14 protein-coding genes are annotated in these 11536 nt (G+C 69.8%); 9 read left to right on the plus strand and 5 right to left on the minus strand.

Going from position 1 to position 11536, the window contains the following annotated elements:
• Nucleotides 1-144: 144 nt before the first annotated feature.
• The 3 genes from A3IC_RS0140870 (at nt 145) to A3IC_RS0140880 (ending at nt 3456) form a co-directional block, all read left to right on the plus strand.
• Nucleotides 145-798 carry a response regulator transcription factor gene (locus A3IC_RS0140870; RefSeq protein WP_020555846.1) on the plus strand — a complete coding sequence of 218 codons (654 nt, stop codon included), beginning with the start codon at nt 145-147 and terminating at the stop codon, nt 796-798.
• An 8-nt stretch (nt 799-806) separates the two neighbouring features.
• On the plus strand, nt 807-2291 hold the full coding sequence (locus A3IC_RS0140875; protein ID WP_020555847.1) for a sensor histidine kinase: 1485 nt from the start codon (nt 807-809) through the stop codon (nt 2289-2291).
• Between the two features lie 214 nt (nt 2292-2505).
• A complete protein-coding gene (locus tag A3IC_RS0140880) occupies nt 2506-3456 on the plus strand; it encodes an acyl-ACP desaturase (protein WP_020555848.1) in 951 nt (316 codons plus the stop codon).
• 73 nt (nt 3457-3529) lie between these two features.
• Here A3IC_RS0140880 and A3IC_RS69265 read toward each other — a convergent pair whose 3' ends face one another.
• The 3 genes from A3IC_RS69265 to A3IC_RS0140895 all read right to left on the minus strand — a co-directional run bounded on the left by A3IC_RS69265 (nt 3530) and on the right by A3IC_RS0140895 (nt 6270).
• Nucleotides 3530-4726 (minus strand): ABC transporter permease, encoded by a 1197-nt coding sequence (locus tag A3IC_RS69265; RefSeq protein ID WP_020555849.1) that lies wholly within the window; start codon nt 4724-4726, stop codon nt 3530-3532.
• Complete coding sequence (locus A3IC_RS69270; protein ID WP_020555850.1) at nt 4723-5628, minus strand: ABC transporter ATP-binding protein; 906 nt, start codon at nt 5626-5628, stop codon at nt 4723-4725. Before A3IC_RS69270 ends, A3IC_RS69265 begins: the two co-directional genes overlap by 4 nt.
• 123 nt (nt 5629-5751) lie before the next feature.
• Entirely contained in the window at nt 5752-6270 is a 519-nt protein-coding gene (locus tag A3IC_RS0140895; protein ID WP_026219310.1) for a gamma carbonic anhydrase family protein, read from the minus strand.
• A 248-nt stretch (nt 6271-6518) separates the two neighbouring features.
• On the opposite strand from A3IC_RS0140895, the gene A3IC_RS0140900 reads away from it, so the two are divergent.
• Entirely contained in the window at nt 6519-6815 is a 297-nt protein-coding gene (locus A3IC_RS0140900) for a DUF4193 domain-containing protein (protein WP_020555852.1), read from the plus strand.
• Nucleotides 6816-7092: 277 nt separating this feature from the next.
• Here A3IC_RS0140900 and A3IC_RS0140905 read toward each other — a convergent pair whose 3' ends face one another.
• A complete protein-coding gene (locus tag A3IC_RS0140905) occupies nt 7093-7542 on the minus strand; it encodes a DUF3093 domain-containing protein (RefSeq protein ID WP_020555853.1) in 450 nt (149 codons plus the stop codon).
• A 32-nt stretch (nt 7543-7574) separates the two neighbouring features.
• Nucleotides 7575-8468, minus strand: coding sequence for an SDR family oxidoreductase (locus A3IC_RS0140910; RefSeq protein WP_020555854.1), 894 nt, complete (start codon nt 8466-8468; stop codon nt 7575-7577).
• Between the two features lie 98 nt (nt 8469-8566).
• Here A3IC_RS0140910 and A3IC_RS0140915 point away from each other — a divergent pair, with 98 nt between their 5' ends.
• The 5 genes from A3IC_RS0140915 to A3IC_RS0140940 form a co-directional block, all read left to right on the plus strand.
• The gene (locus tag A3IC_RS0140915) at nt 8567-9148 is read left to right on the plus strand and encodes a PaaI family thioesterase (protein ID WP_106669162.1); all 582 of its coding nucleotides are present in this window, start codon (nt 8567-8569) and stop codon (nt 9146-9148) included.
• Complete coding sequence (dut, locus tag A3IC_RS0140920) at nt 9145-9672, plus strand: dUTP diphosphatase (RefSeq protein WP_020555856.1); 528 nt, start codon at nt 9145-9147, stop codon at nt 9670-9672. The genes A3IC_RS0140915 and dut overlap by 4 nt, the downstream gene beginning before the upstream one ends.
• Nucleotide 9673: 1 nt before the next feature.
• The gene (locus A3IC_RS0140925; protein WP_020555857.1) at nt 9674-10492 is read left to right on the plus strand and encodes a DUF3710 domain-containing protein; all 819 of its coding nucleotides are present in this window, start codon (nt 9674-9676) and stop codon (nt 10490-10492) included.
• Nucleotides 10493-10874: 382 nt separating this feature from the next.
• Entirely contained in the window at nt 10875-10964 is a 90-nt protein-coding gene (gene kdpF, locus A3IC_RS63975; RefSeq protein WP_020555859.1) for a K(+)-transporting ATPase subunit F, read from the plus strand.
• Nucleotides 10965-11536: potassium-transporting ATPase subunit KdpA (locus tag A3IC_RS0140940; protein ID WP_020555860.1), on the plus strand; the 572-nt coding region annotated here is incomplete at its 3' end.

Below are 11536 nucleotides of genomic sequence, written 5' to 3' on the forward strand. Positions count from 1 at the left end.
GTGCCGTAACTTCGCGACCCGCCCGGCCGGAGAGGCCGGCCCCGCCCGTCCCGGGCCGCCGGTCGGCTTACCGGGGCTTTACCGGGGTGCGGGGGAAGATGGACAGCGGATGCATCCCCTTTCATCGAGCAGGAGGCACAGCCGGTGCGGGTTCTCGTAGTCGAGGACGAGCAGCTCCTGGCGGACGCGGTCGCGACCGGGTTGCGCCGGGAAGCCATGGCCGTCGACGTCGTATACGACGGGGAGGCGGCGCTGGAGCGGATCGCCGTCAACGACTACGACGTGGTGGTGCTCGACCGGGATCTGCCGATCGTGCACGGCGACGACGTGTGCCGGGCGGTGGTGGAGACCGGCATTCCGATGCGGGTGCTGATGCTCACCGCCGCCGGCGACGTCAGCGATCGGGTCGAGGGACTGGAGTTGGGCGCGGACGACTATCTGCCCAAGCCGTTCGCGTTCAGCGAGCTGATCGCCCGGGTGCGCGCGCTCGGCCGGCGGGCCGTCTCCCCGCTGCCGCCGGTGCTGGAGCGGGCCGGCATCCGGCTCGACCCGAACCGGCGCGAGGTGCTGCGCGAGGGCGTCCCGGTGCACCTTTCGCCCAAGGAGTTCGCGGTGCTGGACGTGCTGATGCGCGCCGACGGCGCCGTGGTCTCGGCCGAGCAACTGCTCGAGAAGGCATGGGACGAGAACACCGATCCGTTCACCAATGTCGTCCGCGTCACCGTCATGACGCTGCGCCGCAAGCTCGGCGAGCCGCCCGTCATCCTGACGGTGCCCGGCGCCGGATACCGCATTTGAGGACCGCCATGAACGACAGCTCTCGGGCAGTCCCGGCGGAAGCCGGAAGTACCGCAGCCGGGTCCGCGCAGCCGGTCGCGGGCGCCTCGACCGCGCCCGCGAAGCCGAGCTCGACGCCGGCCAAGCCCGGCCCGGCGCCCAAGTCCGGTCCACCGCCGCGCCCGGGCCGCCCGCCCCAGCCGCCGCGTCCCAGCGCACCGCCCGGCACACCACCCAAGCCCAACCGCGAACCCGCCCGCGACCCGCAGCGCCCCACCGCCGGTGGCCGACGGCTGATCCTGGGTCGGGACGCCGACGACGCGGCGGAGATGTCCCGGCTGTCGCGGATGGCTCCCTCGCAGTTGCCCGCGCTGCTGCGGTCCACCATCAAGATGCGACTGACCGCGCTGTACGGCGGGATGTTCCTGATCGCCGGGGTGCTGCTGCTCGGCACCGTCTACCTGCTCGTGCGGCAGAGTCTGACCGAGGGCCGGCTGAATCTGAGCCTGGCACCGAACACGTTGATGACCATCAACGGCGTGCCGATGACGCCCGAGCAGTTCGAGCAGTGGCAGACCATCCAGCAGATCCACCAGCGCGACGCCGCGCTGAACTCGCTGCTCCAGCAGTCGCTGCTGGCGCTGCTGCTGCTGTCGGTGATCGCCTTCGGCTTCGGCTACGTGATGGCGGGTCGGGTGTTGCGCCCGCTGGAGCGGATCACCTCGATCGCCCGCGAGGTGGCCGGATCCAACCTGCACCGCCGGATCGACCTGGACGGGCCGGACGACGAGTTCAAGGAGCTCGCGGACACCTTCGACGACATGCTCGACCGGCTGGACCGTTCCTTGGAGTCGCAACGCAAGTTCGTCGCCAACGCCTCGCACGAGTTGCGCACGCCACTGGCGATCAACCGCACCCTCCTGGAGGTCGCGCTCGGTGATCCGGAGGCGTCCGTCGAACTCAAGCAGCTCGGCAAGACCCTGCTCGCCACCAACGAGCGCAGCGAGGGCCTGATCGAGGGCCTGCTGCTGCTGGCCCGCAGCGACAACGAGCTGACCGAGCGCAAGCCGGTGGATCTGGCCGAGGTGGCCCGCCGCGCGGTGGACCAGACCGGCGCGGAGGCGGCCGAGCGCAAGGTGACCCTGCACGACGAGCTCGCTCCCGCCGTGCTCCAGGGCAACGGCGTGCTGTTGGAGCGGGTCGCGATGAACCTGATCCAAAACGCGGTGCGCTACAACCGGCCCGACGGCACGGTCGAGATCTCCACCGAGTCCACCGCGGGCGTCGCGGTGCTCACCGTGGTCAACACCGGGCCGGTGGTGCCCGGCTACGAGGTGGACAACATGTTCGAGCCGTTTCGGCGGCTGCGCACGGAGCGGATCGCCAGCGACAAGGGCGTGGGGCTCGGGCTGTCCATCGTGCGCTCGATCGTGCGCGCGCACGGCGGCTGGATCGAGGTCGAGCCGCGCGACGAGGGCGGTCTTATGATGCGGATCGGCTTCCCGGCGGGCTGATCGACGCGATGGCCGGCCCGTGCGGCCGTCGCCGTGACCCAATTTATTCGTACGTGCGTACGAGAGTCGTGGATCACATTTCCGTCTTGGGGTGGAACCAACCTACGCTGTCGTAAGTTACGGAATCGTAGGGACGCGTCGTGCGGGCGATGCACAGCGCCGTCCTCCGTGTCTGCCGCTGTACGACGTTGTCTGCCTATGCCCTGGAGAGCCGATGAACCTTCTCGCCCCCGCCCCGACCGGTGAGCACTTGCTTCGTGAACTGGAGCAGGTGGTCGCCGTCGAGCTGGACCGCCACCTGGCAGTGGCCAAGGAGTGGTTCCCGCACGAGTACGTGCCGTGGAGTGCCGGTCGCGACTTCGACGGCGTGCTCGGCGGCGAGGCGTGGACCCCGGAGGAGTCCGGGCTCACCGACGTCGGTCGGATAGCGCTTACGCTGAACCTGCTGACCGAGGACAACCTGCCCAGCTACCACTACGAGATCGCGGCGATGTTCGGCCGCGACGGCGCGTGGGGCACCTGGGTGCACCGCTGGACGGCGGAGGAGGGTCGGCACGGCATCGCGATCCGCGACTACCTGATGGCCGCCCGCGCGGTGGACCCGGTCGCGCTGGAGCGCTCGCGGATGGAGCACATGGAGGCCGGCTACCAGGGCGACCACATGGACAATCCGCTGCACGTGATCGCCTACGTGACCTTCCAGGAGCTGGCCACCCGGGTCTCGCACCGCAACTCGGGCCGCACGTGTGGCGACCCGATCGCCGAGCAGCTGCTCGCGAAGGTGGCCACCGACGAGAACCTGCACATGGTCTTCTACCGCAACCTGCTCAAGGCCGCCTTCGAGATCGCCCCGGACCAGGCGATGCGCGCGGTCACCGAGATGGTCACCGACTTCCGGATGCCCGGGCACGGGATCAGCGGCTTCGAGCGCGCGGCGGCCAAGCTCGCGGTGGGTGGCGTGTACAACCTGCCGATCCACCAGAACGACGTGATCCTGCCGGTGCTGCGCAACCTCAAGATCATGGAGCGCACGGACCTGGGCCCGGAGGGCGAGAAGGCCCGAGAGGAGCTCGCGCTGTTCCTGGGCGGCCTGGACTCCCAGGTGGTGCGCTTCGAGGAGCGCCGGCTCGCCCTGGAGGCCCGCAAGGCGGCCAACCGACGCTGAGTCGGCCCCGACGCGACACCCGAAGGCCCGCCATCCCCCCGGGGACGGCGGGCCTTCGTACGCGCGCACCGGGTCAGCGCTTGCGGGCCGACTTGCCGAGCGACTCCTTGAAGCCGACCTTGCCGCCCATCCGCAACACCGCGCCCTCGTACATCCGGGCCGCGAGCCGGACCAACCCCACCAGGGCGAGCAGCGCGACCGCGAACGCGGCCAGGTTCTCCGGCACGGAGACCTCGTCCGCGGCGGTCATCGCCGGTTGCAGCATCGCCGAGAACGGCGGCACGTAGGCCAGCACGTGGGCGAGCGTGCCACCCTTTTGGCCGAGGAAGACGGCGGCCAGGAAGGAGGCGATCAGCAGGGAGGTCATCGGCGTGATGACGTTCTGCAGGTCCTCCTGGCGCGAGACCCGGGCCGCGGCGGCGGCGAACATGCACGCGTAGATCGCGTAGCCCACCACGAACCACAGCAGCACCAGCGCCACCGGATAGACCATCGCGCCGGTCAACTCGATCGTGCCCAGCGCGGACGCCGCGGCCAGCCCGACCACCGCGGTGACCAGCATCTGGAGCAGGCCGAGCAGGCCGATCCCGAGGATCTTGCCGGTCAGCAGCGCGCGGGCGGGCACGGTCGCGAGCAGGATCTCCACGATCCGGCTGGACTTCTCCTCGACCACGCCACTGGCCACCCACATGCAGAACAGCATGAGCATGCCGTAGAGCACGAGGGTGCCGATGAAGGCGATGCCCTTGCGCGCGTCGCGCTGGTCGGCGTTCGGATCCAGGGTGGTCCTGGGCATCGGCGCGATCGCCGACGCCTGGTTCACCGCGCTCGGGTCGATGCCCGCCGCGCCCAGGCGCACATCACGCTCCACGGTGGCCCACGAGCTCTGCAGGACGGCGGCCAACGGGTCGGCCAGCTTGCTGTCCACCAGGATCCGGCCGTTGTCCACGACCGCGTCCAGCTTCCCGTCCGAGAGCGCCCTCTCGGCCGCCGCGCGGTCGGCCACGGAGCCGACGCGCACGTCCACGTCCAGCAGGGTCGCCTGACGCTGCGCGGTCTGCGCCAGCTGCGTCTGCTGCGGGCCGAGGAAGGCCACGTCGTACTTGTTCGAGCCGCCGCCGATCGCGGCCGGGATGGCCACCGACGCGAGCAGGATCGCCAGCATCACCCCGACCGAGATCTGAAAGCCCCGATCCCGGATGCGCTCGGTGAACTCGCGGCGCGCGACCAGACGCACGGCGGACCAAAACGTGCTGCCGCCGGTGCTCACGCGCCGACCTCCGTCCCGTTGACGACCTCGCGGAAGAGTTCGGCGAGCGAGGGGGTCGCGGGCGCGAAGGCCAGCACCCGGCCCGCCGCCCGGGCCGCGTCGAGCAGCGCCTGCTCGCTCGTCCCGGCAAGCAGTTCGACCAGCACGGTGTCGTCCTGTGCGGAGAGCACCTTCAGCCCGGGCAGCTCGTCCGCCCAGCCCGTCGGCGCCTGCGCGAGCCGCACCCGGTAGCGCACCGCACGGTCGTCCCCGCGCAGCTCGGCGACGGTACCGACGGCGTGCATGCGGCCGTTGTTGATGATCCCGACCGCGTCGCACAGCGACTCGACCAGTTCCAGCTGATGGCTGGAGAAGACCACCGAGGCCCCCGCGGCGGTGCGCTCGCGCAGCACGCCGGCCATCACGTCCACGCCGACCGGGTCCAGGCCGGAGAACGGCTCGTCCAGGACCAGCAGCTCCGGCTCGTGCACCAGCGCGGCGGCCAGCTGGACCCGCTGCTGGTTGCCCAGCGAGAGGGTCTCCAGCCGGTCCGCGGGCCCGCCCGCCACCTGGAGCCGGTCCAACCAGCGCTCGGTTGACTCGTGCGCCCGGGCGCGGGTCATCCCGTGCAGCTCGGCCAGATAGACCAGCTGATCCCGGATGCGCATCTTCGGATACAGACCACGCTCCTCGGGCATGTAGCCCCAGCGTCGCCGCACGCCGCGGTCCACCGCCGCGCCGTGCCAGTGGATCTCGCCCGCGTCCGGCGCCAACACGCCCAGCGCGATACGCATGGTCGTGGTCTTCCCGGCACCGTTGGTACCGACGAAACCAAACATTTGGCCTGGCTGTACGGTCAGTGAGAGGTCGTCGAGGACGACCTTTTCACCGAATCGTTTGTCCAGGCCGGCCAACTCGAGCACGACACTCCCCGTGTGATTCCCAGCCCCCGTGTCGCACTTATATACGGGGCCGAACGGGGCCTTCAAACCGAAGCGGACGTGTGCGATCCGACACACCCCGCCGACCGCGAGCAGGCGCGCCGATCAGTCGATCCGGCGCAGATCCCGACGGAATCGGCGACCGTTGTCGACGTAACTGCGCACCGCCTCGGCGAACGCGCCCGGCGAAACGGCGTTCTCGCGAATCTTCGCGGGCACCCCCAAGGCCATCGCGTAGGACGGCACCTCGATCCGATTTCCGACCACCGCACCCGCTCCCACCAGCGCACCTGTGCGCACGACGGCCTGATGCATGACCACCGCGCCGTTGCCCACCAGGCAACGATCCTCGATCACGCAGCCCTCCAAATGCACAATGTGACCGATCACGCACTCGTCGCCCACTACCGTCGGCCACGGCGCCGTCGTGTGCAGTACGCACCCGTCCTGTACCGACGTGCGCTCGCCGATCACGATCCGGCCGTGGTCGGCGCGCAGTACGGCACCCGGCCACACCGTAGAATCCGCGCCGATCTCCACGCTGCCGATCACGACCGCATCAGGGTGCACGTATGCATCGGGGTGCACCTTGGGTATTTGATCACCCAGCGCGTAGACCGTCACGATTCCTCCTGGTTGTGCAGGGCGGTACGGGGTTACAGTGGCCCCCCATCCAACCAAGTCACCTCTTTGGGGGTTCGGTTGGGTGTCGATTGCGTAACGAGCCTTGATGTAAGGCAAAATCTGCGCTTCGGGTCGGGCACAACTCCGGCCCCTCGCGCGTTACGTGCGCTGAAGGCATCGTCCACGAAGGTCCTCGGGCGATGTCGCACGATTGAGCACCGCAGATCCACCCGGAGGGGGAGAGGTACATGGCAACCGACTACGACACCCCGCGTAAGACCGATGACGACATCAACGAAGACAGCATCGAGGAGCTGAAGGCTCGGCGCGTGGACAAGTCGGCCGGTTCGGTCGACGTCGACGAGTTCGAGCAGGCCGAGTCTCTCGAGCTTCCCGGTGCGGACCTCTCCAATGAGGAGCTGTCCGTCCGGGTCGTCCCGAAGCAGGCCGACGAATTCACGTGCTCCAGCTGCTTCCTGGTGCACCACCGCAGCCAGCTGGCCAAGGAGAAGGACGGCCAGGCGATCTGCAGCGACTGCGCCTGATCGTGTGCGGTCGAGGACGACCGGCGATGAACGGCAACCCTGCACACGCCATACGGGTATCGGCAGGAGTTGGACCGTCGACGTTCGCCGAGCGTCCTTGAACGCGAAAGCACGATACGGAGCGTGGGAAGTGATGAAGCCGCACGCATGACGTACGAAGTCGAACGTCCGCCGACTCGCCGGCGGGCGTTCTTGACTGTCCGGTGACCACCTGGGCGCCGGACGATTCGCTCACTCCCGGCTCGCCCGAGCCGGGAACGAGCCCGTTCGCGCCCGGTCAGGCGCGGGCGCGCAGCGCGGCCACGACGTCGACCAGACGTTGCGGGTTGCGCGAGGACAGATAGAGATAGGGCGTGGGGTCGGCAGGGTCGGTGACCTCGATCCGCGCGGCCCCCGGGATGTACGCGCGCAGCACCATGAACGCGCGCGGGTTCGCGTTCTCCATCCGCAGCGAGCGGGCCTGCTCGGGGTCGAGCGCGACGCCCGCACCGAGCGCGGTCAGCGGGATCCGGGCCCGGCCCGCCAGCAGCTCGGTCTCGGTCACGGTGATCCGCACCGCGCCGTAGGCACTGGTGGCCCACGCCGTCAAAGCACCCAGGACCGACGCGAGCACGATGGTCGCCACGAGCCCGAAGGCCAGGCCCACCAGCGCGCCCGAGACGGCCATCAGGACGGTCAGGGCCCACCAGGAGGCCGGCACGCCGAGTCGTTCGCTGTACGCCTGCATGGCCCCAGCCTGTCATGCGCGGCGGACACGGTTCAGCGGGGGCCGTGCCGCCGGGTCAACCGGGCCAGCGCACGGGTGACCCGCTCCGGAGGCGTACGCAGGCCCGTCGCCACCCCTTTGGCGTAGTCCGAAAGAGCGGTCGGCGCCACCATGTCCAGCAGTGCGCCGGCCCTGGCGTCGTTGCCCACCAGGTAGCGCGGCCGCGGCCGCGGCACGCTCAGCGCGACCCGTACCGCGTGCGCGACCGGCGTCGGAGCGGGCAGCGTCTTCGCCCGGCGCACCACGTCGTCGGCGAGGTCGTAGGAGTCGTGGTAAGCCGACGTCTTGCGCGGCGGCAGGCGGGACATGCCGCGCTCCCAGATGTCGGTGCCGAAGTTGCCCGGTTCGATCAGCACCACTTTGACGCCGAACCCGGCGGTCTCGATCCGCAGCGCGTCGGTGGTCGCGGCGAGCCCCTGCTTGCTCGCGCAATACCAACCCAAGAACGGGGCCGAGACCCGGCCGGAGACGGACGAGATGTTGACGATCCGCCCGTCCCGACGCCGGCGCATCTGCGGCAGCACCAGGCGCGCGATCCGGGCGGGTGCGATCAGGTTGGTCTCCAGCTGGGCGCGGATCTGCTCGTCGTCCACGTCCTCGATCGCACCCGGCTGTGCGATCCCGGCGTTGTTGACCACGGCCCACGGGCCGCCGGCGGTCATCTGGGCGATCTCGGTGAACGCGCGCACCGTCGACGTGGCGTCGGCGACGTCGAGCAGGACCGTGCGCACGCCCACCTCGGCGCGCTCGGCGGCCTCGCGCAGGCGCTCGGCCCGTTCCTGGGTCCTGGCCGTGCCGATCACGTCGAAGCCGGATCCCGCCAGCTCCAGGGCGACGGCAAGGCCGATGCCACCGGTCGCCCCGGTGACGACCACGCTCTTGGTCATGCGCTTCCTTCCGTCCCGCGCCCCTTTCGGGCCGCGGCGCCGGCGGCTCCCCAGCCGCTGCGCGGGTGTCGGTCGCAACGACGGTAGTGTCCTTCGGCGTGAGTCGACCAACATCCCTGACCCCGCCTCCGGAAGCGGTGGCGCCCCGGCCCCACCCGGACGCACCTTCTCCCGGCACCGAGCTGGGCGAGCACTACAGCGACTGCTTCGGCTGCGGCGAGGCCGCCCCCGGCGGGCTGCGCATTCGCGCGCGCGCCGGCGAGGGCGTGTCCGTGGACGCCGAGTTCACCGTCACCGCGCTGCACCAAGGAGCCCCGGGCCTGGCCCACGGCGGGCTGCTGACCTGCGCGTTCGACGAGGCGCTCGGGGCGATCGGGTACATGCTGCACACCACGGCGGTGACCGGGCACCTGGAGACGGACTTCCGCCGCCCGGTGCCGGTGGGGTCCACGCTGCACATCCACGCGTGGTGCGAGGCGGTGGCCGGCCGCAAGATCTACTCACGCGCGGTGGGCCGGCTCGATTCCCCGGACGGGCCGATCGCGGTCGAGGCCGCGGCGCTGTTCGTGAGCGTGGGACTCGAGCACTTCGTCGACAATGGACGTGCGGAGGACGTACAGCGCGTCATGGACAACCCCGACCTGATGAAGGCGGCCCGAGCGTTCGAGGTGAACCCGTGAGCACGAGTGTGGACATCCTGGTGCGCCGGCTGGACCCCGGTCTTCCGCTGCCCGCGTACGAGCACCCGGGCGACGCCGGCGCGGACCTGGTGACCGCGCAGGACGCCGAGATCGCGCCCGGTGAGCGCATGGTGCTGCCCACGGGCATCGCGATCGCGCTCCCGGACGGCTATGCCGCGTTCGTGCACCCGCGCTCCGGGCTCGCCGCGCGGTGCGGAGTATCCCTGGTGAACGCCCCAGGCACCGTCGATGCGGGATACCGTGGCGAAATCAAGGTTGTCGTGGTCAACCACGACCTGCGTACGCCGGTCGTTTTTCGTCGCGGCGACCGAATCGCCCAACTCGTGATCCAACGGGTCGAGCGAGCGGGGTTCCACGAGGTCGCCGAGTTGCCCGGTTCAGGGCGCGGCGAAGGCGGCTTCGGTTCCACCGGCGGGCACGCCGCGATCGGCGTTTCGAGCGCCGTGGCGGCGGGCAGCGCGGGCATCGTGCAAGACTCGGCTTCCGACAGGGAAGGACTGTGACGTGTTCGGTCGTCGCCGACGCAGCGAAAAGGATGATCTGCCCGTCGAGGAGCACGAAGACCTCGACGAGATCATCGATGACGAGGGCGATGCCGACGAGGCGTCGAGCGACGGGGCCGCGCAAGGCTCCGACGACTCGGACCTCGACGAGCTGAGCCGACCGATCCCGCCCGCGCCCCGGCCGGACGGTCCGTGGGACTTCGACGAGCTCGAGGACCCGCACGAGGACCGCATCGACCTCGGCGGGATGCTCATTCCGAGCGATCCCCGGATGGAGTTGCGGGTCGAGGTCTCCAACGACCTGATCATCGCCGCCACCGTGGTGCTCGAGGACAGCGGTCTGCAACTTCAGGCGTTCGCCGCCCCGCGCAACGAGAGCATCTGGCACGAGGTGCGCGCCGAGATCGCCTCCGGGATCACCCAGCAGGGTGGCATCGTGGACGAGCAGGACGCCGGCCTCGGCTGGGAACTGCGGGCCCAGGTGCCCGTGCAGCTTCCGGACGGCACGCAGGGCCACCAGTTGGTCCGCTTCGTCGGGTGCGACGGGCCGCGCTGGTTCCTGCGCGGAGTGATCTCCGGCCGTGCCGCGGTGGACCCCGCCGTGGGCGCCGATCTGGAGAGCATGTTCCGCGACACCGTGGTGGTGCGCGGCAACGAGCCGATGGCACCGCGCGACCCGATCCTGTTGCGCCTGCCGGAGAACGCCCAGGTCGACCCGAACAGCGGGCTCGCGGTGCCGCCGCAGGGCGCCGATGAGGACCGCTTCGCGGGCGATCTGGACCCGTTCCAGCGTGGCCCGGAGATCACCGAGGTCCGGTAGCAGCGAAGGACCACAAGACACCGAAGCCCGGTTCCGCCGAAAGGCGGGGCCGGGCTTCGTGCGTTTCGGGCCCGGTTTTCGCAGGGCTGTGGAGTCGGGCGGCGCGTGCCCCGGTGGTGTTCGGTTCGGGTTGTTTCGAATTTTGATGTCAAGGGCGCATCAAGAAGGCATATGGGTGCGTTAGGGCGCCGCCAACGCTTTGGGTTTTGCCCTTTTTATGGGGATTTTTGACGGCTTGGAAGTGCTATCAATGTCCTCGTTACGGGCGATCAAGCGCCTGTCCGTCCCAAGGAGCATCCGCGATGGCTGATCTGGCCTTCGTATTCCTGACGATCGCGTTCTTCGCGCTGGTCGTCTTGATCGCCAAGGGGGTGGCGAAGCTGTGAACGCGGACAGCATCGTCGGCCTGAGCGTTGCCATCGCCCTGCTCGGCTACCTGGTCCTGGCCCTGATCTTCCCCGAGAGGTTCTAGGTGAGCGTCACGCTCGCGGGGATACTCCAGCTGTCCCTGCTGATAGCCGTCCTGGCCGCGGTCCATCGCCCGTTCGGCGACTACATGGCCCGTGTGTACTCCAGCGACAAGCACATGCGCGGTGAGCGCGTCCTGTACAAGCTGATCGGCGCCGATCCGAACGCCGAGCAGCGCTGGACCGTCTACCTGCGCAGCGTGCTCGGCTTCTCGATGTTCTCGCTGCTGGGCCTGTACGCCCTGCAGCGGTTCCAGGACCACCTCCCGTTCAACCTCGGGATGAAGCCGATCACGCCGGACCAGGCGTTCAACACCGCCGCGTCGTTCACCGCGAACACGAACTGGCAGTCGTACTCCGGTGAGACCGCGATGGGCCACACGGTCCAGATGGTCGGTCTGACCGTGCAGAACTTCGTGTCGGCCGCGGTGGGCATGGCGGTGGCGATCGCCCTGGTGCGCGGGTTCGTTCGGGTCCGCTCGGGCGAGATCGGCAACTTCTGGGTCGACCTGATCCGCGGTTCGATCCGGATCCTGCTGCCGATCGCGATCATCGGCACGATCGTGCTGGTCGCGTC

It is taken from the genome of Embleya scabrispora DSM 41855, assembly GCF_000372745.1.
Classification (GTDB): Bacteria; Actinomycetota; Actinomycetes; order Streptomycetales; family Streptomycetaceae; genus Embleya; species Embleya scabrispora.

Excerpts from the sequence above, each read along its gene's own strand:
- A3IC_RS0140875 (WP_020555847.1), top strand. The coding sequence starts at position 807 with ATGAACGACAGCTCTCGGGCAGTCCCGGCGGAAGCCGGAAGTACCGCA.
- A3IC_RS0140880 (WP_020555848.1), top strand. The coding sequence starts at position 2,506 with ATGAACCTTCTCGCCCCCGCCCCGACCGGTGAGCACTTGCTTCGTGAA.
- A3IC_RS0140900 (WP_020555852.1), top strand. The coding sequence starts at position 6,519 with ATGGCAACCGACTACGACACCCCGCGTAAGACCGATGACGACATCAAC.
- A3IC_RS0140905 (WP_020555853.1), bottom strand. The coding sequence starts at position 7,542 with ATGCAGGCGTACAGCGAACGACTCGGCGTGCCGGCCTCCTGGTGGGCC.
- A3IC_RS0140910 (WP_020555854.1), bottom strand. The coding sequence starts at position 8,468 with ATGACCAAGAGCGTGGTCGTCACCGGGGCGACCGGTGGCATCGGCCTT.